A 25301-nucleotide genomic window follows, 5' to 3' on the forward strand; every position below is an offset into this window, starting at 1 on the left:
GTCGTATTGCTGCGCCAGGTCGGTCAGCCTCCGCTCGCCCTTCACCGCCTCCAGCGCCACGCGCGCCTTGAACGCCGCGCCATGATTGCGTCTCGGTCGTCTCGTCATGCTCTCTCCTCGCTCACGGCATCATGCCGATCTCGCGCAGAGCATCCACTCAACAGGGCTGGGCAGATTTCCCGAGCCACCTCTGAAACGGGGGCAAGACCACACACCATCAGAGCCGGAAAAATGTAGAAAGCCAGGATAGAATGGACCCTCATATACTTGTGAAGCCCGGGCGCAATTACTGGCAGGCTTCGTAGGCTGCCGTCTTCGCGACTAGCTTCGAATCACTTCCGACGTCGGAGGCGGAGGTACGCTCTGCGGGCGGGGTCCTTCAGGCCCACTCGGGCCAGCCAGCGGATGACCGTTCGCTTCGCGCGGGACTGCAGGAAGCGGGCGCGGTAGATGACATCCTGGAAGAGAGTCCCCTTCGCATCATTCGGCAACTGGCGGATTCGGATGACATCCTCGGCATCCTGTCCTGCCAGCCGACGCGCCTTCATCTCGGCGACTTGCGACAGGCTGACGAACCGCAGCCCCCAGTAATAGAAATGATAGCGGGGGTCATGCAGCAGGTCGGCCACCGGAACTCCGTGCCGCCGGCCATCGTGCCACTCGATGGCGTCGGATCGCGGTCCGGGTGTCCTTGCCAGATAATCAAGATCCGAGGGTGCCCGCAGCCCGTACAGACCCATCACCATGCCGGAATCGACCGCGACGGCATCCGTCGGGATCGCACATTGGTCAAGGGCGGTCCGAAACGCCTCCACCATCTTGCGCACTTCGGGAAAACGGTTGGGCATCGCCTGGTTCAGCATGTGGACGCCGTTCGGGCTGAGCAGCAGTCGCGCCAGGTCGAGCGCCTCGGCATGGTCGTCGGTGATGTGGATCGAGTGCTTTCCGACCCCGAACAGCCCGCGAACCTCGTCCTTCAGGGCCACCCGGTCCCGTTCCGGCGGCAGGTCGATCACGAGGACGCGCAACCCTCCAGCTCCTGCGAAACAGGGAAGCATCTTCCGGTCTATTCCCGGATGGTCCTGGTCCGCGGGTCCGAGCCACGGCTCGTCGGCATAGACCTGGCTCATCAGATTGCGCGCGCCCCTGGGTGTGAGGGCAAGCTTCTTGCGGTAGACGAGCGGTCCAAGCACGCCCTCGACCTCCGCCTCGCGCCCCTCGGCAGCGGGCCAGAGAAGGGCGATCGCAGCATTCGGCGAGAAGCGGACGTAGTCGGTAACCGCAGCATCGAGATCCGCGTCGCTCATGCCGCGCGCGCGGAAATACCGATAGTCGTAGACACATGGCTCCAGCCCGGTCTTCACGCCGACGATCTCGCTGCCAAGGTGCATCGCCGCCGCGGTCCGGTGCGCGCCGTTCAGGATAGTCCCGTCCGAGGCCAGCGGGACGAGGCTCCGCTTCGGGTCGAAGCCCTCCGCCTCGAATGAACGCAGAATCTCCTTGAAGCATGCACGGAAGGCCTCGGCGCCGGCTTTCCCCTCGCTTCCCGGCTCGCGCATCTCGCCCAGGGAAAACGCCTCGATATGGGCATCGTAGCGGCGGCCGGCGGCCTCGGATGGACGGCTGTCGAGGGATTCCAGAAAGGCCCGTTTGATCGCGAGATCGAGACGGTTCCAGCTGAGCCCAGGCGATATCCGATGTACCCCGAGATCCGCCGGTCCGGCCGCCATCCGGCGCAGCAGGAAAGGCTCGACCCGGCCCTCCAGATCGGATCTCGCGATCGTCTCCCCAGGCATCACCCCCCTGCCCCCATGCCGCCCACCGCCGCAGAGCCATGTCCCGTGAGGGCCACCAACCGATCGACCACCGTGCCATAGGTCCGATCCGCGTTCAGGGCGTTCTCGGCATGACTGCGCGCGGCAACGCTCATCAGCGCGCGTTCGTCAGCATCTCCGATCAGGCGGTCGAGGGCTCTGACGAAACCCGCCTCATCCCCGGGCGTGACCAGCAGCCCCGTGACTCCGTGGCGGACCAGTTCGCCGATGCCGCCCAAATCGCTTGCCACGGCGGGCAGACCGGCTGCAGCGGCTTCGGCCAGCACCTGGGGCGACATGTCGAGGGCCGTCGGCAGGCAGAAGAGGTCCATCCGGGGCATAAGTTCCAGAAAGAGACGATCCTGCGCCATCGGACCATGGGCAGTCACGTACCGGCCCGTGATCCTGGCAGCAGGATCGTGCGAGACGATATGCAGATGGCACCGCCCCGCCAGCGGTCCCTCGACCCATTTCACAAGCCGTCGCCCCCCCTTCCGTTCGAAATCGTTGCCGACGAACAGGATATTGGGGATACCTTCCCGCTGGCGGGGCGGGGCGAAGGCCGTGAGGTCGACCGAGGGGGGGCAGATCGTGACCGCATCGGGTGAAGCTCCGCACTCCGCCGTCAGCGAAGCCCCAGCCCATTCGCTCATCGGGAAGAGATGCGCCGCACCCCGGAACAGCCTGGCTTCTCGTGCGAGATCCGCTGCGGACCAGACGGGCTTCGGGCTCAGCGCGTTGATCCCGTGGCGCGTGCAGTCGAGGGCGAGAGTGTAGGGTGGCGCCCCCGGCTTCGACGCAAATGCGGCCGCCGGCCAATGGGCGGCGACGTGGACGATGTCGGGCCGCATGCGGCGCAGGGCGTTCCGGATCTCGCGCCCCAGATAGGACTGGTAGGCCAGGATCGGATCGAGGGGACGCATCAGCCGAGAGAACGATCCGCCGCCATGCCGCTTGACCGGCAGCGTGGCGAGGCGGGGCGGCTGCCAGCTGAAGACCTCGTGAACGACGTCGGACCTGGCCGCGAGTGCGGCGCGCATACGTCTTGCATAGGTCTTCCAGCCTAGCACCTCGCTTGCCACGAAGATGATGCGAGGCGTGCGGTCCACTCGCAGGTCCCTAGCCATCGGAGAACCTCCAGGCCCACCCCAGATCGACGAAACAGGGCCCTTGGGTGGCCTCGGCGAAACTGACGACACCGCCTTCCCATTCCAGCACCCGGATCCTCCCGGTCACGTCGCGCACCAGGTCCCAGCACAGATAGCGGGCAAGCGGCAGCTTCCGATGCAACGCTGTGACGGTGTTCACCATCTCGTCCATCCCCGCCAGCCTGCGGCCGAGGAATGCGTCTCCGGTATCGGGATGTGTCGTGATCGGGGTCCAGTCCGCTAGGAAGCCTTGCCCTGCAAGGTCGCCGCTCCGCAGGTCGACCGGGACCCGGACCTGGCTGGCTGAGATCACGTGGGACTCGGCCGCCCGGCCGAGCTTGAGATAGGCGGTGCGGGCCGAGATCGCACCATCACCGTCTACGACCGTCCCGATCCGCAGAGTGGCCAGAGCGGGCAGGTCGAACTGCGCAAAGCTCTCGTGCGGGACAAGGCGCGCCTGCAGGACGCCGTTGCCCAAGCCTTCCAGCCGCGAGCGGTCGAGGTCGTCGGCAGACAGGAACCTGATGCCGCGCCCGTATCCCGAATGGTCGGGCTTGAAGACCAAATCCCCTGCCCGGCTGACGACTTCCGAAAGATCGCAGGGTGCATAGTCGGCCCACATGAGACGGCCGTTCACCGCGTAGGCGAGGTCCGGGAAGACGTCCGGCCCGAACAGGGCGGTGTTCGCGGCGCGGTTGCGGGCGATATGCTGGTAGCCCCCGTTCACGCGGTCCAGCACCTCCGAGAAATAATGACTGACGGGCAACCATCCTTCGCGGAAGGCACCCTGGCACTCGGCGTAGAGATGCAGCCAGGGTGCGTGCCTTGTCGTCCCGAAGACATCGCCGGAATAGTCCCGGGCCCGCCGCTTCAGCTCCGAGGACACCCCGCCGGGTCGCAGCGAAAGCCCGGCCAGCCCGGCCTGCGCCTCGGAAAGAGAGCGGCGCACACGACGCTCCAGCATCGCGCGGCGGAGTATCGACCTGGCCGAGGCGGCAACTCCCACGGATCAACCGCCCTTGGCAGAACTGTCCGGATTGGACGCCGGCATCGCCCGCATCGCCCGCACGAAGAGGAGGGCATAGAGAACCGCCTGTGTCGCCGTCAGTGCCACCATCGACCATACCGCACCCTCGAGCCCGCGGGCCGGGATCAGCAGAAGCGAGGCCGCCAGCGCTACCGCGAGACCGCTCGCCGTGACCAGCAGGCGCTGACGGAAGGCCTGGCCCGCGTTCATGGCGGCGACGAGGGGCGCAGTCGCCATGTTCAGCGCAGAGCCGAACATTACCACGGCCAGAAGGTCACCGCGGCGGTATTCGGGCCCGAACACGAATTCCAGAAGTGGATCGCCCGCCAGCCACGCCACGCCAACCATCGCCGCTCCGAGGACGCCGCAGGCCAGGCAGAGCAGCCAGACGGTCCGCAGGAACGCGCGCCGTCGGCCGTCGCGGAAATAGCGGCGCAGCCGGGGTGCCACTGCCCCGCTGAGACTGTTGGCTATCATCAGCATTGCCGAATGCCCGTAGGCGAGGACCCCGAAAAGGCCCACGGCGGCCAGGTCCGAATACCGCTCAAGGATCAGCGGCGGCGTGGCGATTGCGGCACGCAGGCACCACCCCGCCAGGCCAAGCGGCAGAACCCAATAGGCAAGCCGAAGGACCGTCCCGGTTTTCGCGCGAGAGAGCTCCGCCAGGTTTGTCACCGATCCGATCCGTCCCAGCAGCGGTCGGTCAACGAAGTAGTAGCTCGCCATCCACGCAATTGCCTCACACAGCAGCGCGAGCGGCAGCGACCGCGTCTGCCAGAAAACGAGGCCGAATACCGCGAACCCTACCCCGCCGCGCGCGGCGTTCGAGATGGCCGTGAAATCCAGTCGCTCGGCCCGCTGGAACATGCCGTGGTTCAACGCCATCTGGGCGCCGGAAAACTTCACCAGCGCAAGGGCAATCGTCGCGCCATAGATCAGGAACCCGTCCTGCCAGTAGAGGCTGATCGCGATGATCGCGGTCGCCAGCACCGCGAAACTGCCGCCCGCAAGCCGGAGAGCGACGTAATCCGCCCGGCTGTAGGAGACGAGATCATCCACCGAATGCGCGTCGCGCATCCCCATCGAGGTGAGGAAGAACAGTGGCGTGACGATAGCCGACGCAAGCGTCAGCGCCCCCACGTCCTCTGGCGTACCGAGGCGGGCTACCAGGATCAGTATCCCGAACTGAGTAACCGCAAAGACCATGCGGCCGCTGACGGCGAACCCGATGTTGCGTCGCAGTGATGGGGTCTTGATCAGCGGAGGAGCTTCAGTCGACGTCATTGCAATCCGCAGCACCGCGTCGGTTCGCCGACGCTCGAGGCGTAGGAAAAGATGATACGCCCTAGCTCCATTCGCTGTCTAGGACCCTGCGGATCCGATGGGCAGACGCGTCGCGAAACCGCGGAACTCCATCTGCGCGACAATCGTGATCAGAGGTCCACCCTGCTCCCCCGAGCGCAATACGGACGCGATCCCCCGCAATGCATCCCGGTCCGACCCCCGGGCGCACCCCCCTTCCCTTCAATGTCGCCAACTCCACCGGCAGCGACGGCACCACTATCGCCTCCATCCCGTTCGTCAAAAGCTCATAACTTTTCACAATGGCCTCCAAGAAACGGAGATCGGTCTCGTCTGACAGACTCAAGGGCCCGTCTTCCGGGATCTTGCGGCCTCGTCGTTTCCTCGCGCGTCCGGAGACGCGTTGCGCCTTGTTTTCGCCGAACGGGCGGTAAAGGGTAACCGGCGGAGAACATGCACGGAGAAACGGGATGGGTATCGTGGATGTCGCGAAATCGATGCGGCGTTCCGTACTGGATCGTGCCCTTCCGCAACGATTCGTATTTCATCACGTCCCGAAATGCGGCGGCACCTCGGTCGGGCGAGCCCTGCGCAAACGGTATCTCCTGAGCCAGGCCACCGTCACGCCGGAGTCCAGCTTCCGCGCGTTCGAGACGTTCACCGGACGCAGCGACCGAGAGCGCATGCTCGTCGACGTCCTCGATCTGCGCGAGCAGATGCTGCTATACCTCATGTACGAGGACGTGCGCTGCATCTCGCTCCACGTGCGGTTCTCCAAAGCGGCATACGAGACGTTCAGGGATCGTTACCGCTTCGTCACGATCCTGCGCGATCCGGTGGTCCGCTTCGTGTCCCACTTCAATTGGAGCTACGGCAAGGTCGGGGTCCACGGCCGGATCGAGGAGCCGCTGGAGGAATTTCTCGGGACAGCGCGGGCGCGACAGATGGGATCCAGCTATGGCGAGTATTTCAGCGGCCTGCCCAGCGACGCAGATTTCGGCTCCGCCGAGGCGGTCGAACGCGCGACGCAAAATCTTGCGCACTTCTCGGTCGTCGGCCGGCTTGAAGATCTTGACGGATTCCGCACGCAGCTAAGCGATGCGCTGGGGATACGGGTTAGGATCGGGCACGAAAATCGTGGCCGCGCGGGGTCGAAGTCGCTGCGCGTGGACGACCTGAGCCCTGAAATCCAGGATGAGATCCGCCGGCTTTGCGCCCCCGATATCGCCGTCTACCAGGCGGCCTTCGGGTAGGCTTGGACGTCCAGCCAGGCGTCACACGGCATCAGCACCTATGACTTGTGACGTCGGCGTCTGGTCCAGCGATCGAGCGCGAGCAGCGCACCAAACGTCATCAGGGCGATCCACTCGCCCAGCGCAGGATGGCCCGCCCCGCCGGCCACCCAGACCCGGAACAGTGGCAGAAGCGGCAGGGCGGCCACCCATTCCGCGCGGATCGGCAGCGACCACTGATCCGGGTGCACAACGAGCCGGGCGCAGAACCAGATCCACAGCGCCACGAGGGCGAGATACGCCCCGACCACCAGCAGGAACGCGAACAGCCCAGCATGCATGAAGGCCCCGAGAAAGAGGTTGTGCACTGGCTGACCGTGCAGCTCGGCATAGCCGCCACCAAGCAGCAAGCTCTCGTTGATCCGTGAAATCGCCCAGCTGTATTGCCCCAGGCGCGCATCCGTCGAATGATCCGAGAACGCGAAACGCTCCTTCAGCGTCGAGACGATGGCACTGTCCGAAGTTGCCACGACCGCCAGTGTCGCCACTCCGCCGATTGCCGCGAAGGTCATCGCGAACGCGCCGAGAAGGCTGATCCGCCGCGCTCGAAGCGCTGAGATCAGGGCAGCAAGCAGTACGGAGACGATGGCGACGAGCAGGACCGATCGCGCGTTGAGCATCAGCAGCAGGACGAAAAACACGAGAAGCATGGCGAAGCCCGATCGATCTTTTTCGCCCGGAACCCGTCCAGCCGCGAAAAGCTGCATGGCAACCAGCAGGGCCACGGCGACCGAGTTCTTCTCCGCAGCGGCAATCACCAGTTCATCGGTATCGAACTGCGCGTTGAAGATGCCCCGGAAGAAGGAATAGGTCACGAACCCCAGATCGCCCGATGTGAAGAAGCGCGTGAGCGCCTCAACCCAACTGGTGCCCAGATCGCGGGCGATGACCTCGGTGATGATCACGAAGACCACGGGTGCCGCAACGCCTGCGGCCCTGAGAAGGCGACCGAGATTTTGGCTGGCGATAAGCACTGTTCCGAAGGCGAGACCCGAGAGGATAAAGAAAATCTGCCTGACTGGCGTGCTCTGGGCCAGGCTCCCGTACAGCGCGACCATGATGATCAGAAGGTAGAAGACGTAGGGAAGCAGGAATGGCGTGGCGTCTCGCACGAGCGCCGTGCCGCGGGCCAGCTTCGCGTCAGAGATCGCGATCGCAGCGAGGGCGAAAAGGATTGCAAGATATGGCAGCACGATGTCGAAGCCGCCCAGCCGCGTCAGCTCGATCCACTGCAGGGGCAGGCAAGCCATGATCAGGACGGCGGGGTGAAGGAGCACGAGCCGGTCGAACAGCTCCCGCGCCGGCGCTCTGAGAGTGGCCTCAGACAGGTACATCGCTCCGGGCCGGACGATGCGGCGAGTTCGACGGTGCAGGCGCCTCGTAAGTCTCGCCGTAATAGGACAGCACCCGCAGGTCGACCGCAGTCAGGGCGATGCCCACAACCCGCTTCCCACGAAGGATGCCGAGCGCGGCGCGCGCGCTTTCGCGCGACGTGCTGGCCCAGCGGAGGACAAAGGCGACGCTGTCGGACAGGTCCGCCAGGATCTGCGCGTCAACCATGGTGGCCACCGGCGGCCCGTCAATGATGACCAGATCGAAGGTCTGCCGCGCATCCTCGATATACCATGCAAGTGACTCGGCGGCGAGCATGTCCGACGGGTTCCCGACCGCCTCCCCCGCGGGCAAGGCAAACAGGTTTTCCTCTACCTGTAGCGCCTGGTCCAGATCCCATTTCCCGGCTCGTGCGACCTCGGTCAGACCCTCCTCGCCCTCAAGCCGGAGGAGCCGGGTCAGCCCCCTTTGGCGCAGGTCCCCGTCGATCAGCAGGGTACTCTGCCCCGCCAGTCGGGCGGAGGTGGCGAGGGCCGCGGCCAGGCTCGTCTTGCCCTCTCCCGGACCGGCGGAGGTCAGAAGCACGACCTTGCCGATCCCGGACCTGGACATCCCCACCAGCCGATGGCGAAGGGTCGTGACGGACTCGGCAAACGGGGAGAGGGGTTGAATGGCGGGCAGGTCAAGGGCGCTTGTCCTGCGCTGCAGCTTCGGGACGCAGGCAAGCACGGGCAGGCCAAGAACGCGCTGCACCTGCGCGACCTTCCGAAAGCCGGTCTCCATTGCTTCGCGAAAGAGGCCGATGAAGGTTCCTATGGCAGCGCCGAAGATGAGCCCCATCAGAACGAGGAACTTGCTCGGCGGGTAGTATGCGTCCCGCGGGATCGAAGCGGCGTCGATGATCTCGACCCCGCTTGCCAGGAAGCCCACGCTCTCTTCGGCAATCGCCGTCTCGGAGAGGTAGCGTTCATACAGGATGCGGTAAGCAGCAGCGCGCCGCTCCAGCTCCCTGAGCTCGACATTCAGTCGACTGTCGATCTCGGTATTGCCGCCAACCTGTGCCAGCCGCTCCAACTGAAGGCTTTGCCGCGCCTCCAAGGTCTGGACCTCGTTGCCGATGGAATCGACGATTCGCCGCACCTCTGCGTCCAGTTGCGCCTCGGTGGTGGCGATCTCCTCGCGGAGCGCGTTCAAACGCGGATAATCGGCGCCGCGGTCGGCGAACTCGGCCTCACGCCGCTTCAGGCCAAGAAGGCTCTCACGCAGGGTACCGATCAGGGGTGAGGCCTGCACCTCGGCAAGCAGCTGGATATCTCCGCCTTGCGCCAGGATCTCCTGCGCGCGCGTGAAGGCTGCGCGGCGCTCGGAAAGTTCGTTCTGGGTCACGATCAACTGGGCATTGAATTCCGTAAGCTGCTGCTCGCTGAGGGTCTGCCCGGGCGTCCCGCTGATCAGGTCGTTGTCGATCATGAAGGCGGTAACTGCGTCCTCGGCTTCGGCCACCTGCTGCTGCAACTGCAAGGCGCGCTGGTCGAGCCAGCCCGAAACGCGCCCGGCGCGGGCCTGCTGTGCCCCCTCGCGGCTGCGCACGAAGGCATCGCCGACCGCGTTCGCAACCCGTGCCGCAAGCCGGGGAGAGTTTGCGCTGAACGATAACTCGATCACGTTGGTGTCGCCCTGGCGGCCGACCGTCAGGTTGCGAGCGAGCGTGCGTACCGCATAGGCGAGTTCGGGATCCTCATCAGCGGCCGGTCTGTCGGGCGTGGCCGCCTCACCGAGGACGAGGGCACGGAACGCATCGATCCGGCTCTGCAACATGGTCTTCGGCTCGCGCCGAAAGAATGGCTCCTCGATCAGGTTCTCGGCCAGGACGACCTCGCGCAGCAGGCGACGGGATTCGATCACATAGATCTGGCTTTCGACGTAGCCCTCGTCGATGCCGGCCGGCGGGCCCTCCTTCTCCAGCGGCCGGTTGAGAGGTTCTTCGACCAGCAGCAACAGGTCACTCCGGAAGCGGTCCTCCACCTGAAGCACGAGATAGGCGGAGACGATAGCGCCGATGAGGGTCCAGCCGAGGATGCTGAGATACCACCGGCGCAGGAATGCGATGCTGCGGCGGAGCACCTCTGCAAGCGCTGCATCATCGGAACTGGGGTCGGCATCGAGAGGCCGGTCATCAGTCATTTCTTGCCCATCCGGTCGCGAGTCGTTCACTTGTAGCAGATGGCGCGAAACCGCGAGAAAACTCTCCGAGTATATTTGCCGAACTGTCAATCAGCCAAGCTGCCTCCGTGTCGCCGGAACGGGGTGGATGGACCGGCTTGAAGGCCGCCCGGTTGCGCTCGTCCCTCGCTTTGGCTGGGACCGAAGGCACATCGCTCCGAGAAGCTATGCCGGGACAGACTGTCGCGTACTCCGGCGCGAAGGCCACGGCCGGGCGAAGCCCAGGCAAATTGCCAAACCTCGGGAGGGCTCCGGGTTGTGCCTCGGAAGCCTTTGCCAGCAGGAACGGTCCGCGCATTCGCGCCGCGGCCGGCCTGGCCTGGACCAGACGAAAAGCGCCGATCGCGACAGGGGTCCTCACGTCGCTGTCCGCCTCACCGCGTCGTCCAGAGCGCCTCCAAACTGCGTCGTCACCAGAACGGGCGACAGAGCAGGACCACGCAAACGGGGGCAAGTGTGCGAAGCAGCATCCTGCATCCTCAGAGTTGCCCTCATGGCCGATGCGCCGCCCAAACATGCTCTAGACTCAATTGTAACAGAAATGTAACGCTAGCCTACACAGCTGGCTTTTGAACGGTGTTTTCTGGGTCCTGAGGGGCCTTTTTGAGGGGGGGGCGGCGCCAGGGACAGGGGCAGATCGGAGAGGCAAGAAAGAGCCTTCGGTTCTTCAAATGTGGGAAGTTTGACGAAAACTCGGCTGCGTCCTCTCTTCTGGATCTCGCCCGGTTCCCGTGCGCCGAAATGGGGTACGGGCCATGAAGGTCCTGAACGTCTGCGAGACCGCGCACGGAGGCGTGGGCATTTACCAAAAGGTGCTCTCGGAGCTTGAAGCACGCGGCCACCAGATGCACCATCTGTTGCCTGCACAGCATGCAGACTTCGTGTCCGGGGGAATTCGGCGCCACCTGTTCGATCGACCCCGCCGGGGTCCTTTGGCGGTCTTCAACATGGTCCGCGCAATGCGCGCCCTGATCAGCGAACTTGATCCTGATATCGTTTTCTTCCACAGCACCTTCGCTCTGGCCGGACTAGCGGTGCTGAGATCGAGTGGTGATCGGCGCCCTGCGCTCTACTGCCCGCACTCCTGGGCCATCTCGACCGTTCCAGAAGTCGGCCTCAAAGCTCGTGTCGTGCGAGGTGTCGAGGGTCGGCTTGCCGGCCTTGCAGATCGCGTCGTCTGCGTGTCCGAGGAAGAGAAGGCACTGGCCGAACGATTGGGGTATCTGGGGCAGATGGTGGTGATCGAGAACGCCGTACTTCCGTCCGCGGAGAGTGCCGACGAGACCCTTTTTGCGAACGAACCCGAAGCATTGCACCTGCTATTCGTCGGCCGACTGGACCCACAGAAAGGCTATGACGTCCTGCTTGACGCGATGAGTCTCGCCGCGCGGCCAGACCTGCGGCTCCACCTTGTCGGCGGTTCTGTTCGCGGGGACGGGGCCAATCTCGTCCTTCCGCCCGGGGCACGCCTGGCGGGATGGGTGCCAAGCGATCAGATCGACAGTTGGTACAGATCGGCGGACGCTCTCGTAGTGCCCTCGCGCTGGGAAGGGCTGCCTCTCGTCATTCCCGAGGCCCTTCGCAATGGGACACCGGTCCTCTGCTCGGATCGCAGCGGGATGCCCGCGCTCGTGACGCCGGGCGAGACGGGCGCGGTTTTCCCGCTGGAGACCAGAAGTCTCGCCGCGCTGCTGGCCGGGCTGGACAAGAATGCCTTGCGGCGGATGCGTCCTTCCTGTCGTGCTGCATATGACACCCGCTTCACTGCGGAGAGATTGTGCAACGAGATGAATGCCTTGTTCGACGAAGTCGTAGCATCGAGGCGCACTCGCGCGACCGTGCCGAGGAAGACCGACCGGACCGGCCTCGGCGCACCCCCTGCGCCGAGCATAACTCTCCAGGTCGCCCCCGAGCCAACTGGTTCCTGCGATAGATGAGCCGGCACGACCCGGCCACGCTGGCCGACTGGCTTCCCGATCTCTTCATCTGCGGCGTCCCGAAGGCCGGAACGAGCGCGCTTCACGCGTGGTTGTGCGACCATCCTGAGGTGGTGGGCGCGCGGGACAAGGAAGCGCGGTTCTTCATCGATCCCGGCAGCCACGTCTACAGACCGGAAGCCAACGCGCTGTCAGATTGGGAGCCCTATCGCCAGCAGTTCGATCTGCCTGCAGGCAGGCGCCCGTCTGCGATTCTCGACTCCACGCCGGTCTATATCTACCAGCAGACGGCACTGCGATTTATTCCCGGCCTGCCGACGACGCCTCGCTGTATCTTCGTCTTGCGCGACCCGGCCGAGCAGATCCGGTCAGTCTACGGGTACTTCCGCAACAACTGGTCCTTTATTCCCGAGGCCATGTCCTTCGATGATTACCTGAATGCGCTGAATACCGGCTCCGAGACGTTCGGCGGCAACGAACTGGCGCGCGAGGCGCTGCAGAACGCCGACTACCTGCCTCACTTGGCGCGATGGCGGGACGCTCTCGGCCGCGACCGGATGTTCGTCGGCACATTCGAGAGTCTTCGCGGCAATCCTCGTGGTTTCATGCTCGAATTGGCGGACTGGATCGGACTGGATGGAGGCTTCTACGACGATTACGCCTTCACGACAGAGAACGAGACTTATCGCCCCCGCAGCCGTGTCCTGCAGCGGGTGAACATTGCCGTGCGCGAAAGGTTGCCAAAAGGCCGCGTTTATCACGCCCTGCGCAAGGCATATCGGCAGCTGAATGCCCGGCCGGGCGGAGAGGAGATCGACGCGAACACCCTCGCACGCCTTCGAGCGGCGTTCGTGCCCGGCTATGCGGCGCTCGAACGAGAGTTCGAGCTCGATCTTTCCCCTTGGCGGGACTCGGCAGCGAGCATCCGTTCGTAGAGGGCGATAAGGTTCTCGCGATGCGCGTCAGGCGACACCTTGCCGGCCAACTCCGAGTTGTCGAATTCCATGAGACTGTCCAGTCGCTCCAGCGCGGCTACCAGCGAATCGGTGCCGGCCGTCTCGTAGACGATTCCGTTCTCGCCGTCGTGGACCTCCTCCGCGGCGGCGCTCCACCCACCGCATACGACGGGCACCCCGCGCAGCTGCGCCTCTATTGGAACCAATGGCTGCCCTTCGTACCAGAGGCTTGGGAAGACCAGCGCGCGCGCCTCCGACAGATGCTTCTGCACCTCCTCGGCATCGACCCAACCCGTGATCTCCGCGTCCGGGTTCGCAGCGCGGATCGCGTCTGCCTCGGGTCCGTCACCGACGAAGCGCACCGGCATGCCAAGCCTGCGCGCGGCCTCTGCCAGCTGTAGTCCGCCTTTCTCGCGTGACATGCGGCCGACGAACAGGAGGTGCCGATTGGCCCTCCAGTTCACAGGCGCCCCGCCCGTCTCGACCGGGTTCGGGATCGAATGCAGGCGGACCCGATCAGACAGGTAGGGCTGGATGGCACGGCGCTGGGTCTCGGAGATGTAGACGACGTCACGCAGTGACCGCGGCAGCCTTCCCGGCCCCGCTGCGAAGACGCCCCGCATGACGCGCCAGGCCTTGTGCGTCCGGTGCCGCACGTCGCAGTCGGTCGCAATGCAGGACAGCCCCAGTGGCCGACGGGTGCAGATCTCGTGGCGCCGGTAGTCGAAGAAACCGCCATTGGGACAGGCGAGGAAGTATTCGTGCATCGTGAACACGCTGCGCATCCGACGGTCCGTCAGCGCGCGCCCGATCGAGGGCGAGAGCGCCTTGGCGAAACCGTGGCAGTGCAGCACGGTCGAGTCCGGATCGTGCTCGGCCATCACGCGACGAAGTTCCGCCAGAGCCGTGCCATTCCAGATCCCGCGAACCATCGCCCGCAGACGGTTGGGGTCATCGAGGATGGTGCGCTGATCGAGGCACACCGTTTGGATGCGCGGATGCTCCAGCCGGCGGCTGACCGGGCCGCAGGCTGCGAAGAAGGTGACGTCGATCCCTGCGTCAGCAAGGATCCGGGCGCTGTCGATCGCGACCTTTGCCTGGCCGCTGATCACGTCAGCGAAGTCGCCGACGATCAGCACCCGGCGCAACCGGGATAGGGGGAACGTGCTCACGGCGACGCTCATCTGTCATTGGTCCTCTGTTGCGGTCTGATCCGCCCCGGTCTGATGCGGGAGGCGGCCATTATTCAAGGCGAACCTGCGGCCAAAGCCCGATCCTGTCGATACCTCCTGGGCCGCCTTCGGTGTTCAGTCCCATACTGTGATGCCGGGGTTCTGACGGCGGCTGAGACGGATAAGCTATGGGAGGGGTCCTGCATGGGAGCGCCGCGACCACGCACGCCGTTCGGACTGCGACAGAGCGATGGCAAGCTTCGGTCTCGGAGCTGGCCGAGCGCTGCGGGCTTAGCGAGAAGACGGTTCGGAAGTGACGGAAGCGCACGACCGTCGAAGACGCGCGGATGGGGGGCCGGACGAACTCCGCTCGTCCGTTCCAAGCCGCGAGGAGGTGGGGGGCCGCAGCGCCATAGGTTCGAGCGCGGCCCCGGACGACGCGGCAGCTGATTGAGCAGATGAACTACAACCTGCTGTTCCGCGGGTTCGTTGTGGTCAGGATCGATGATGCGGTTTGGCGCGAAGGGCGCCCAGGAATCTGCTTAGTGGACAGATTTCAGCCCTGAGCGGGCGAAGCCCCGGCCCGAAGGCCGACGGTGTCCACCACGAGTCGCGACCGGCTTCTGACCATACGGACGTCGCGCAAGGTGAAGGCGGCGAGGCACCGACAGGCGGTCTGACGTCATCTGCGCGTGCGGGCGGCCCCGCCGCCCTTCAGGTGCCGCGCCGCGAGGACTGGTCAAACCGGCGAGGCCGCGTTCAGGGCGTGCCGCGCGGCGCGATCGCCACGCCTTCGGCCACCCCGTCCGATGGGTGGAGCACGACTCGCTCACCCGCTTCGAGACCGGCCGTGACCTCGGCCGCGTCGTCGCCGATCCGGCCCAGCTCGACCGCACGCAGCCGCGCCGCGCCGTCCTCGGCCACGAACACCGCCCAGGCGTCGCTCTCGCGGAACGCGGCCGCCAGCGGCAGGCGCAGGACGTCCTCCGCCGCCCAGGCGACGATCTCGAGCGACACGCCGTAGCCGTCGCCGAGGCCGAGCCGATACTCGGGCGGGTCGAGCAGGTCGAACACCGCATCGACCCGCTGCTCCTCGATACCGAGGCTCGAGACCTCCGTACGCGCGACCGGATCGATCCGGTGCAGGCGCGCGTGCAGCACCCGTGGTCCGCCCCATCGCTCGACGCGCGCCTCCGCCCGCTCCGGAAGGCCGACGGCGTCCGAGGACAGCAGATCGGCGCGGATCTCCAGGTCCGCCGGGTCGCCGATAGCCAGAAGCGGCGCGCCCGCCTGCACCGGCCGCTCGCTGAGCACGTCGACGCGCAGCACCACACCGCTGACGGGGGCGGCGATCTCGTGGCAGCAGGCGCCCCGGGCCACAGGCTCCTCCAGCGCCGCACGCGCGCGCGCGACGGCGCCCTCCGCCATACCGCGGCGCGACTGGGCGGCCTCGAGCCCGGCGGCGGCGGCGCGGGCGCGGCGATGGGCGTCCTCCAGGGCGGTGATCGGGGTGAGCCCACGCTCGGCCAGCCTGGTGATCCGCTCCTCCTGGCCGGCGGCATAGGCGTCCTCCTCCTCGGCCGCCGCGATCTCCGCATCCGCGGCCGCCAGCGCCGCCTGTGCCTCGCGAAGGGCGGCCTCGGCCTGCGCGCGGGCGCGGGGGTCGAGGATGGGCGCGGCCGCCGGGCGGATCGCGGCGACCACCGTCTCTCCCGCGACCACCCGGTCGCCCACCCGCACCGGGGCCCGCAGCGCCACGCCGGACACGGGTGCGGCGACATCATAGGGCTCGCGCACGGCCGCGACGCCGTCGGCGTGGACCGTCACCTCCATCGGCCCGCGCATGACCGCGTGCAGATCCACCGGCACGGGCTCGGTGCGGAAGGCGACGAGCGCGAGCGCGGCGGCGATGGCGAGGCCGAGTCCCGCGAACAGCAGGCTGCGCAGCTTGGGCATGAGTCACTCCCTGGTCTTCATGACGGCGACGAGGTCGAGCCGGTCGATGCGGCGCCGCACCAGCATCACGGAGGCGACGGAGGCCCCGAGGCTCACCAGCGAGGCAAAGGCGAAGGTGGCGGGCTCCACGACCAGCGGCAGGGTGTAGAACTCCGACGAGAAGCGGTCCGCCATCAGCGCGGCGATGCCGTAGCCGAGCGCCCAGCCCAAGGGCTGCGCCAGCAGCGCCAGCAGCAGCACCTCGCCCACCAGCACCCAGGACACCTCCCACCGGGTCAGCCCGAGGATGCGCAGCGAGGCCAGCTCGCGCGCGCGCTCCGACAGCTGGATGCGCGCGCCGTTGTAGGCGACGCCGATCGCGATGGCCGAGCCCAGCACGACGTAGACCGTCGCCATGACGGTCATGTTCTGCGCGATGGTCGACTCGAAGGCCCGGCGGTTGTCGGCCAGCAGCAGCGCGCCGCCCACGGCCGGAGCCGCCTTGACCGCGCGGTGGAACGCGGCCTCGCCGTCGGCGCGCAGGGTGACGGCGACGGACGAGATCTTCGGCGGACGGCCGAGTAGCCGGTCGTAGCCCGACAGCGTCATGTAGGCCGTCGCGCCCATGACCTCGGGCACGAGGCCCGCGACGCGGAGTGCAACCGGATCGCGGCGCAGGCCTACCAGCTCGGCCCGCAGGACCTCGCCGGGACGCACACCGAGGCGCGCGGCCAGCCGGTCGGTCAGCACCGCGCCCGCGTCGGGCGGCGCGGCCGGGCGCGTGCCGTCGAGCATGCGCGTAAGGTCCGAGCCAGGCGGCAGAGCCTGGATGGTGGCGTCTTCGGTCAGGTGCCCGTGCGACAGCCGGACGGCGGCGTAGACGTGCCCCTCGGCCTGAAGCACGCCGGGCAGGTCGCGCACGGCCGCGATCACATCCACGGGCAGGTCGCGCGGGAAGCTGAGGACCACGTCGGCCCGGTTCGACAGGTCGAAGGCCCGCTCCATGATGCCGTCGAGACTGTCGGAGAAGAAGGACGAGGACACGAGGATCGCCGTGCCGAGCGCGTAGCCCAGCACCGCCGTTCCGGCGCGCAGCGGCCAGCGCAGCACCGAGCGCAGGATCATCATGTCGGTCTGCGGCAGGCGGACGGCGGACAGCAGCCTGTCCACCGCGCCGCGCGCGAAACGCGGCGGCGACGGGGGGGCCATTGCGACCGCGGGCGGAAGGCGCGCGGCCCCGAGGGCGGCGCGCGTGGCGCCCAGCCCGGCGGCGGCGAAGCCCGCCAGCGCGCCGAGCGCCCAGGCCGTCCAGGACATCGAGAAGATCAGCTCGGGGAAGTTGTAGAACCGCGCGTAAAGTCCGGCCATCTCACGCGCCAGCACGCCGCCCACGGTCAGCCCCAGGGCGATGCCGACCGAGGCGATCAGCCCCGCCAGCAGCAGGTAATGCGAGAGCACCGCCCCATTGGAGTAGCCAGCGGCCTTCAACAGCCCGATCTCGGCGCGCTCCAGCGCCACGATCCGCGCCATCACCATGTTCACGAGGAACGCGGTGATCAGCAGGAAGACGGGCGGCAGGATCCAGGCCATCACGCGCAGCGTCTCGATCTCACTGTCGAGGAAGGCGTGGCTGATCTGGCGGTCGCGGCCATGCGCGCCGGTCGCGCCGTAAGGGGCGAGCAGCCGGTCGATGGCGGCGATCACCGACGCCTCGTCCGCGCCGCGCCGCAGCGCGATCACCGCGTCGTCGAAGGCGCCCGTCATGTCGAATGCCGCCTCTGCAGCGCGGCGGGGCATCCAGATGACGGCATGGCCCGACGGGTCGGGCATCATCGCGCCGGGGCCGATCGTGTAGACGAATTCAGGGCTGAGCGCAGTGCCGACCACCGTCAGCTCGCGCCGCGCGCCGCCGAGATTGGCGGCGAAGCGATCGCCGGGCCGGTAGCCCTGCGCGGCAGCGAAGGGGGCGTCGACGATCACCTCGTCCCACCGCCCCGGCTCGGGCCAGCGCCCCGACCGCAGCACGAGCCGGTTGAGCCGTGGCGGCCCCGCATCGGGCAGCGAGACCACCTGCGCAGTCGCCGGGCGCACCCGTCCGGGCAGGTCGAGCAGCACGAAGCGCGACACCCGCGCCTCGACGTCGCGCACGCCGGGGATCGCGCGCAGCTCGCCCGCCAGCCCGAGCGGCGCCCGCGTGGCGCGAGCGAAGACCTGGGCGAACGCCTCGCGCTCGTAATAGGCCGCGCGCGAGCGGTCGAGCGCGTCGGACATCCCCAAAGACATCAGCAGTACGGCCACGCCGCAACCCAGCACGGCGGCGATGGCCAGCACCTGCGCCCAGAGCCGGCGCAGGTCGCGCAGCAGCTTGAGGTCGAGCGCGCGCAACTGCGGCCGCGGGATCACCATACGATCTCCGAAGGGGCGACCCGTGTCGCGTTCACCTCCTCCGAGGCCAGCCGCCCGTCGGCGAAGCGCAGCACCCGATGCGCCATGGCCCGGATGCCAGCGTTATGGGTGATGACCACCGTGGTCGTCCCCGTCTCCCGGTTCACCCGGTCGAGCACCTCGAGCACCTGCACCCCCGTCCGGCTGTCGAGCGCCCCCGTCGGCTCGTCGCAGAGCAGCACGCCGGGCCGCTTGGCCACGGCGCGCGCGATTGCCACCCGCTGCTGCTCACCGCCCGAGAGCTGCGCCGGGAAGTGATCCATCCGCGCGCCCAGCCCCACCAGCCCGAGCGCCTCCTCCGCCGGCATCGGGTCGGGCGCGATGTCGGTCACGAGGCGCACGTTCTCGCGCGCCGTGAGCGAAGGGACGAGGTTGTAGAACTGGAAGACGAAGCCCACGTGGTCGCGTCGGTAGCGGGTCAGCGCGCGGTCGCCGAGCGCCGTGAGTTCCAGCTCGCGGTACCAGACGCGCCCCGAGCTGGCATGGTCCAGCCCGCCCAGGATGTTGAGCAGCGTCGACTTGCCGGATCCTGACGCGCCCAGCAGGACCGTCAGCTCGCCCATCCGCAGCGTCAGGTCTACGTTGTCGAGCGCGACCACCCGCACCGGACCCGTCTCGTAGACCTTGCAGAGCGCTTCGGTGCGGAACGCGACCGCGCCCGGCGCGTCTGCCCACATGCGACTCGAGTCGTCCATCCCGCCTGCGCCCCCGAGCCGATCCTGCCACCGCGTCCGATGACACCAGGTGGACCGAGAAAGACGAGAAAGCATTGATGCGCATCAATTCGGGCCGGTTCCGGTCGTGATGGAATGGGCCGAGCCGAGGACCGAAAAGGGAGGCCGGGGAATGTGGCGGGTTCTTCTGAGATGCGCTTTGCTCGCGACGCTCGCGACCGCTCCGGCGGCGGCGCAGGAGGGCGGCGCGGATGGCGCCGACACCGAGGCCGCATTCCGCTTCGGCGGCGACCTCTACCTGCTGCAGGGGCGGGTCGGCAGCCCGCTGGAGACGGAGGGCGACCTCTTCGCCTTGGTCGGCTGGATGGCGCCCGAGGGTCGCGTGGCGGGCGACGCGCATCTGGCAGGCTTCACCGTGACCATGCGCGCGGGCACAGGGGGCGACCTCTACGCCATGGGCAGCCACGTCGCCCTGGAAGGCCCGGTCGACGGCGACGCCAGCGTGTCAGCTGGCAGCGCGACCCTCGGCTCCGGCGCAGCAGTGCGGGGAAACCTGCGCTTCGTCGGTGGCGCGCTGGACCTCAGCGCGCCCATCGGGGGCTCGGCGTTGATCGCGGGTGGCGAGGTCCGGATCGACGCGCCCGTCGCGGGTGACGTGCGTGTCGCGGCGGGAACGCTGTCCTTCGGGCCCGACGCCCGGATCGGGGGCACCCTGTTCCATGCAGGCCCCGAGCGCGTCGAGGTGCCCGAGGCGGTGATCCCGGCCGAGCGCGTGACCTTCACGGAATGGCACCCCGACCAGGGCGGCCGGCCGGCGGACTGGGGGAATGACATGGCCCCCGGTCCGGCGGTGGCGGTCGGTGGCGCGGTCGCGGGGCTGCTCGCGTTGCTTCTCGTGGGTGCGGCGCTGCTGGCAATGATGCCGGCCCGGGTCGAGCGATGGGGCGCGGCGGTCGAGGCGCGTCCGGGCGCCGCGATGCTCTGGGGCGGGGCGACGCTGGCTGCGCTGTTCGGACTCGTGCCCGTCCTCGCGCTGACCCTGGTCGGCGTCCTGCTGGTGCCGGTCGCGTTGCTGGCCCTCACGCTGGCCTGGGTCGGCGGCTGGCTGCTCGGCACCTACACGCTGGGCAGGATCCTCGCTGAGCGGACGGGGCTGCGCCCGTCCCTTTCGCTGGGGGCCCGGATCGCCATTCTGGCAGCCGCCGTCGTGGTCGCGGGGCTGCTCAACTTCGTGCCGGTCCTCGGGTGGCTCCTGAACCTCGGGCTGGTCCTTTTCGGTCTGGGCGGCGTGGCGCTCGACGCGACCCGCAGACCCGCCTGACGCCGCGCCCCCGTCAGGCGAGGAGCCGCCGCCGCACGGCCTTCTCCGCCTCGAGGAGGAGCAGCAGCCCCGCACCCATCGCGACGATGAGAGCCCACTCGCCCGGCGCGAGCGGCCGCGTGTCGAACACTGCCTGAAACGGCGGGGCGTAGGTGAAGGCGAGCTGCGCCAGCACCGTGCCCGTCACCCCGAGCAGCACGGCAGGTGTCCCAAGGACGCCCTGCCATGTCAGCGCGGTCATCGACAGGTAGCGCACCGAGAAGAGATACGCGATCTCCAGCACCACCAGCAGGTTGACCACGGCGGTGCGGGCATGGGCCAGATCCCGCCCCTCCGCGGCGAGGCGGAAGAACAGCCAGAACGCTGCCAGCGCGAAGAGCGTCGAGACCAGCGCGACGCGCCACACCATCTCGCGGTCCAGCAGTCCCGCGTCGCGCCGCCGCGGCGGACGGTCCATGACGCCGGGCTCCGCAGGCTCGAAGGCGAGCGTCAGGCCGAGCGCGACTGCGCTGACCATGTTGATCCAGAGAATCTGCGCGGGGCTCAGCGGCAGCGTGAGGCCGAGGAGGATCGCGACGATCACGATCAGGCTCTCGCCGCCATTGGTAGGCAGGTTCCAGGCGATCACCTTGCGGATGTTGTCGTAGATCGTCCGGCCCTCGCGCACGGCCGCGACGATCGTGGCGAAGTTGTCGTCGGCCAGCACGGCGCGGGCGGCCTCCTTGGCGGCCTCCGTGCCCTTGATGCCCATGGCGATGCCCACGTCCGCGCGCTTGAGCGCGGGCGCGTCGTTCACGCCGTCGCCGGTCATGGCGACGATGGCGCCATTCGCCTGCAGCGCCTCGACCAGCCGCAACTTGTGCTCCGGCGCGGCGCGGGCGATCACGCCGACCTCGGCCGCGCGGCGGCGCAGAGCCTCCGGCTCCAGCGCCATCAGCTCGTCGCCCGTGACCGCTCCCGCACCGGTGTCGAGGCCGATCTCGCGCGCCACGGCCAGCGCGGTGAGCGCGTGGTCGCCGGTGATCATCTTCACTGCGATCCCGGCGGCGCGGCATCCGGCGATGGCCGCGGCGGCCTCGGGACGCGGGGGATCGACGAAGCCGATCAGGCCCAGGAAACGCAGGCCGTTCATGTCCTCCATGCGCAATCCGGGGGCATCCCCCATGTCGCGGGCGGCGAAGCCCAGCACCCTCTGCCCCGCCGCGGCCAGGGCGTCGGCCCGCGCGTCCCAGGCCGCGCGGTCGAGCTGCGCGCCGTCCGGCCCGGTGGCGCACATGTCGAGCACCCGGTGCGGCGCACCCTTCACGAAGGCCGTCACGCCGTCCATGCCGCCTGCCAGCACCGCCATGAAGCGGTGCCGCGCGTCGAAGGGGATGTCGTCGAGCCTCGGCCGCGACGCGCGCTCCGCCGCCTCGTCCAGCCCGGCCTTCTGCGCCAGCGCCAGGAGCGCGCCGTCCATCGGGTCGCCCGCGACGCTCCAGCCCGCCTCCCCCTCCACCAGCGCCGCGTCGTTGCACAGCATGCCGCAGAGCGCGATCTCCCCCAGCATCGGCGTCGCCCCGCCCTCGACCGTTCCCTCGGGGGCGTAGCCCGCGCCGGTGACGCGCAGATCTGGCCCTTCGGAGGACAGGGCGACGGTGCGCACGACCATCTCGTTGAGCGTCAGCGTGCCGGTCTTGTCGGTGCAGATCACCGAGACGGCGCCCAGCGTCTCGACCGCGGGCAGGCGCCGAACGATGGCCCGGCGCGCGGCCATGCGCTGCACCCCGAGCGCAAGCGTGATCGTCATCACCGCCGGCAGGCCCTCGGGGATGGCGGCCACCGCCATGCCGACCACCGCCAGGAACGTGCCCTCCGCCCCGTCCCATCCGCCCCGCCAGACCCCGAAAGCGAAGACCGCGGCGCATGCGGCGAGGATCAGCGCCGTGAGCCATTTCGAGAAACGGTCGATCTGCGCGAGGAGCGGCGTCCGGAGCGCCTCGACGTCGCCCAGCATCGTGCCGATGCGACCGATCTCGGCCTCTGCCCCCGTCGCCACGACCACGCCGACCCCGCGCCCCGCCGTGACCAGCGTGCCGGAATGGGCCAGCGAGGCGCGGTCGCCGAGCGGCGCGTCCGCCGCCACCGGTTCCACCTGCTTGTCCACCGTCGTCGCCTCGCCCGTCAGCGCGGCCTCGTCGGTGCGCAGGCTCCGCGCCTCGATCAGGCGCAGGTCAGCGGGCACGCGGTCGCCGGCCTCGATCATCACGACGTCGCCGGGGACCAGCCCGCGCGCCTCGATCGTCACGCGGTCGCCGTCGCGCCGCGTCGCGGCCGAGGTCCGCAACATGGCGCGCACGGCCCGCATCGCGCTCTCGGCCCGGCCCTCCTGCCAATAGCCCACGAGGGCGTTCACCAGGATGACGGCGGCGATGACGCCGGTGTCGATCCAATGCCCGAGGAGCGCCGTGACCGCCGCCGCGCCGACAAGCACCAGGATCAACACGTTGTTGAACTGCATGCCGAGCCTCGCCAGCGCCCCGCGCGGGGGCACCTCCGGCAGGGCGTTGGGGCCGTGGCGCGCCAGCCGCGCCTCCGCTTCCGGCGTCGACAGTCCCGCCGCGCCGACGCCGAGGCGCGCGAGCACGGTCCCCGCCTCGAGCGCGTGCAGCGGCGCGTCGGCAGGATCACGGGTCCTGGCGCGAGAGGGGAGCCCCGCTTTCTCGTCCATCGCGTGATCTCCCTGCAAGGCCCGGTATCGAAGGGCGTCGGAATCCGGGGCCGCCGCAACTCCGCCCCGGCCCGTGACCTGCTGGTGCCGCCGGCACCGTCCTCTTGTCCTTGATCGTCGTCAAGGTCGCGTCCGCCGGAGGGGATTAGGATGACAGTCACCAGAGCGGTTTGCCCAAGGGGACGCGGAAATGATTGCCAGAATGAGCCGGAGTGCGATGGGGATGGGGGCCGTGCTCCCTCCTGCCGCCAACATTCGGACGGACCGAGCCGGCGAGGCGCAGGCCCGCCGGGCATACGCAGTCGCGCAGAACAGGGGAGCGTGAGATGACGCGTAGGATGAAAGCGGCGGTGGTGACCAAGCTGGGCGCCCCGCTTGAGATCCGCGAAGTGCCCGTGCCCGAGCCGGGGCGGGGCCAGATCCTGATGCGGGTGCGCGCCTCGGGCGTGTGCCACACGGACCTGCACGCCGCCATGGGCGACTGGCCCGTGAAGCCGTCGCCGCCCTTCATCCCCGGGCACGAGGGCGTGGGCGAGGTGGCCGAGCTCGGCGCCGGCGTGACCCATCTGCGCGAGGGGGACCGCATCGGCGTGCCCTGGCTGCACTCCGCCTGCGGGCGCTGCGAGCACTGCACCGGCGGATGGGAGACGCTCTGCCCCGACCAGACGAACACCGGCTACAGCACGGACGGGGGCTATGCCGAGTACGTGCTGGCGGACGCGGACTATGTCGGCCTGCTTCCCGACGGGCTCGACTTCGGACCTGCCGCGCCGGTGCTCTGCGCGGGGGTGACGGTCTACAAGGGCCTCAAGGAGACGGAGGTGAAGCCCGGCCAGTGGGTCGCCATCTCGGGCATCGGCGGGCTGGGCCACATGGCGGTACAATACGCCAAGGCCATGGGGATGCATGTCGTCGCCGTCGACGTCGCCGACGACAAGCTGCGCCTCGCGCGGGAGCTCGGAGCCGACGAGACCGTCAACGCCGCAAAGGTCGATCCGGGCACGGAGGTGCAGCGCCATCTCGGCGGGGTGCACGGGGCGCTGGTGACGGCCGTGTCGCCGCGCGCCTTCTCACAGGCCACGGCCATGCTGCGCCGGCATGGGACCATGGCGCTGGTCGGGCTGCCGCCCGGGGACTTCCCGCTGCCGATCTTCGAGACGGTGCTGAAGCGGCTGACGATCCGCGGCTCGATCGTGGGCACCCGGCTGGACCTGGCCGAAGCCCTGGCATTCGCCGGCGACGGCGCCATCGCGACCACCTTCCAGTGGGACGAGCTCGAGAACGTCAATTCCGTGTTCGACCGCATGCGGCAGGGCACCATCGACGGCCGGGTCGTCCTGAGGATGTGAGGGCCTCGGCGCCCCCGGTCGCCCCGGTCGCCCCGCCCGAGCGCCCGTTCTCGGAGCTCCTCGAGACGTTGGGCGACCTGGGCGGCAGCGGCCGGGCCGTCGCCCTGGGCGACGTGCTGGCGATGGCCGGGACCCGGGCGCACGGGGCCGGGATCCTCCTGCTGGCCCTGCCGGACGCGATCCCCGCGCCCGTCCCCAGCCTGGCGGCGGTGCTCGGCATTCCGCTGGTGCTGATCTCGGCGCATCTGGCCGCCAACGGGGAGCGCGCCGCCCTGCCCGCCCGCATGCTGCGATGGCCCGTCCCCGGTCGCGTCCTCGCCGCGATGGCCCGCACCCTGGTCCGCCCGCTGGCCTGGGCGGAGCGCTGGACCCGCCCGCGCCTGCCCCGTCTCGCACGACGCGAGCGCCTCGCCGGGGTCGTCTGCCTCGCGCTGTCCGTCCTGCTGCTTCTGCCCGTGCCGCTGATGAACGTGCCCCCTGCCGCGGCGCTGGTGCTCATCGCCTGGGGCCTCGTGCAGCGCGACGGGGCCTTCGTCGCCGCCGGATTCGTCGCATCGGCCGGGATTGCCGCAGCCTTGGCCTTCGCCTTCCGCGCGCTGGTCGGTCTGCTGTCCTGACACGCCGCGGCCCGCGCCCCGTCGCTGGCCCGAACGGGCCCGGCGGC

The 25301-nt window shown here is 68.6% G+C and carries 17 protein-coding genes and 1 pseudogene; 7 read left to right on the plus strand and 11 right to left on the minus strand.

Going from position 1 to position 25301, the window contains the following annotated elements:
* Nucleotides 1-332: 332 nt before the first annotated feature.
* From DR046_RS20270 to DR046_RS20285, 4 genes are read right to left on the minus strand one after another with little or no spacing between them, the layout of a single operon-like run.
* Nucleotides 333-1796, minus strand: coding sequence for a hypothetical protein (locus DR046_RS20270; protein WP_115384188.1), 1464 nt, complete (start codon nt 1794-1796; stop codon nt 333-335).
* Nucleotides 1796-2941, minus strand: a complete 1146-nt coding sequence (locus DR046_RS20275) for a glycosyltransferase family 4 protein (protein ID WP_115384189.1) — start codon at nt 2939-2941, stop codon at nt 1796-1798. Before DR046_RS20275 ends, DR046_RS20270 begins: the two co-directional genes overlap by 1 nt.
* Nucleotides 2934-3926, minus strand: coding sequence for a sugar-transfer associated ATP-grasp domain-containing protein (locus tag DR046_RS20280; protein WP_115384190.1), 993 nt, complete (start codon nt 3924-3926; stop codon nt 2934-2936). Before DR046_RS20280 ends, DR046_RS20275 begins: the two co-directional genes overlap by 8 nt.
* A 45-nt stretch (nt 3927-3971) precedes the next feature.
* The gene (locus DR046_RS20285; protein ID WP_167767209.1) at nt 3972-5288 is read right to left on the minus strand and encodes a lipopolysaccharide biosynthesis protein; all 1317 of its coding nucleotides are present in this window, start codon (nt 5286-5288) and stop codon (nt 3972-3974) included.
* A 473-nt stretch (nt 5289-5761) separates the two neighbouring features.
* On the opposite strand from DR046_RS20285, the gene DR046_RS20290 reads away from it, so the two are divergent.
* Entirely contained in the window at nt 5762-6544 is a 783-nt protein-coding gene (locus tag DR046_RS20290; RefSeq protein ID WP_115384192.1) for a sulfotransferase family 2 domain-containing protein, read from the plus strand.
* A 38-nt stretch (nt 6545-6582) separates the two neighbouring features.
* Here the strand turns inward: DR046_RS20290 and DR046_RS20295 are convergent, their stop codons facing one another.
* Nucleotides 6583-7917, minus strand: coding sequence for an O-antigen ligase family protein (locus DR046_RS20295; protein WP_115384193.1), 1335 nt, complete (start codon nt 7915-7917; stop codon nt 6583-6585).
* A complete protein-coding gene (locus DR046_RS20300; RefSeq protein ID WP_115384194.1) occupies nt 7904-10099 on the minus strand; it encodes a GumC family protein in 2196 nt (731 codons plus the stop codon). Before DR046_RS20300 ends, DR046_RS20295 begins: the two co-directional genes overlap by 14 nt.
* Before the next feature lie 794 nt (nt 10100-10893).
* Between DR046_RS20300 and DR046_RS20305 the strand changes: the two genes are divergently transcribed.
* Both DR046_RS20305 and DR046_RS20310 read left to right on the plus strand, forming a co-directional pair.
* The gene (locus DR046_RS20305; RefSeq protein ID WP_115384195.1) at nt 10894-12075 is read left to right on the plus strand and encodes a glycosyltransferase family 4 protein; all 1182 of its coding nucleotides are present in this window, start codon (nt 10894-10896) and stop codon (nt 12073-12075) included.
* Entirely contained in the window at nt 12072-13010 is a 939-nt protein-coding gene (locus DR046_RS20310) for a sulfotransferase domain-containing protein (RefSeq protein ID WP_115384196.1), read from the plus strand. The genes DR046_RS20305 and DR046_RS20310 overlap by 4 nt, the downstream gene beginning before the upstream one ends.
* Here the strand turns inward: DR046_RS20310 and DR046_RS20315 are convergent.
* On the minus strand, nt 12935-14215 hold the full coding sequence (locus tag DR046_RS20315; RefSeq protein WP_115384197.1) for a glycosyltransferase family 4 protein: 1281 nt from the start codon (nt 14213-14215) through the stop codon (nt 12935-12937). The genes DR046_RS20310 and DR046_RS20315 overlap by 76 nt on opposite strands.
* Before the next feature lie 419 nt (nt 14216-14634).
* Between DR046_RS20315 and DR046_RS24435 the strand changes: the two are divergent.
* A pseudogene (locus DR046_RS24435) lies at nt 14635-14862 on the plus strand (hypothetical protein); the annotation flags it as partial.
* 100 nt (nt 14863-14962) lie between these two features.
* On the opposite strand, the gene DR046_RS20320 reads toward DR046_RS24435, so the two are convergent.
* The 3 genes from DR046_RS20320 to DR046_RS20330 are packed head-to-tail and all read right to left on the minus strand — an operon-like array spanning nt 14963 to nt 19260.
* Nucleotides 14963-16159, minus strand: coding sequence for an efflux RND transporter periplasmic adaptor subunit (locus DR046_RS20320; RefSeq protein WP_115384198.1), 1197 nt, complete (start codon nt 16157-16159; stop codon nt 14963-14965).
* Nucleotides 16160-16162: 3 nt separating this feature from the next.
* Nucleotides 16163-18541: an ABC transporter permease gene (locus DR046_RS20325; RefSeq protein ID WP_245191030.1), complete on the minus strand. Its 2379-nt coding sequence runs from the start codon at nt 18539-18541 to the stop codon at nt 16163-16165.
* Nucleotides 18538-19260: an ABC transporter ATP-binding protein gene (locus tag DR046_RS20330; protein ID WP_115384199.1), complete on the minus strand. Its 723-nt coding sequence runs from the start codon at nt 19258-19260 to the stop codon at nt 18538-18540. The genes DR046_RS20325 and DR046_RS20330 overlap by 4 nt, the downstream gene beginning before the upstream one ends.
* A gap of 196 nt (nt 19261-19456) precedes the next feature.
* On the opposite strand from DR046_RS20330, the gene DR046_RS20335 reads away from it, so the two are divergent.
* Nucleotides 19457-20578 (plus strand): DUF8173 domain-containing protein, encoded by a 1122-nt coding sequence (locus tag DR046_RS20335; protein ID WP_115384200.1) that lies wholly within the window; start codon nt 19457-19459, stop codon nt 20576-20578.
* A 13-nt stretch (nt 20579-20591) separates the two neighbouring features.
* Here DR046_RS20335 and DR046_RS20340 read toward each other — a convergent pair whose 3' ends face one another.
* Nucleotides 20592-23288, minus strand: a complete 2697-nt coding sequence (locus DR046_RS20340; RefSeq protein ID WP_115384201.1) for a cation-translocating P-type ATPase — start codon at nt 23286-23288, stop codon at nt 20592-20594.
* Nucleotides 23289-23614: 326 nt separating this feature from the next.
* Between DR046_RS20340 and adhP the strand changes: the two genes are divergently transcribed.
* Nucleotides 23615-24637 (plus strand): alcohol dehydrogenase AdhP, encoded by a 1023-nt coding sequence (gene adhP / locus DR046_RS20345; RefSeq protein ID WP_115384202.1) that lies wholly within the window; start codon nt 23615-23617, stop codon nt 24635-24637.
* Nucleotides 24634-25254: an exopolysaccharide biosynthesis protein gene (locus DR046_RS20350; protein ID WP_167767210.1), complete on the plus strand. Its 621-nt coding sequence runs from the start codon at nt 24634-24636 to the stop codon at nt 25252-25254. The genes adhP and DR046_RS20350 overlap by 4 nt, the downstream gene beginning before the upstream one ends.
* Nucleotides 25255-25301 lie beyond the last annotated feature (47 nt).

The sequence above is a fragment of the Jannaschia formosa genome, assembly GCF_003340555.1.
GTDB lineage: Bacteria > Pseudomonadota > Alphaproteobacteria > Rhodobacterales > Rhodobacteraceae > Jannaschia > Jannaschia formosa.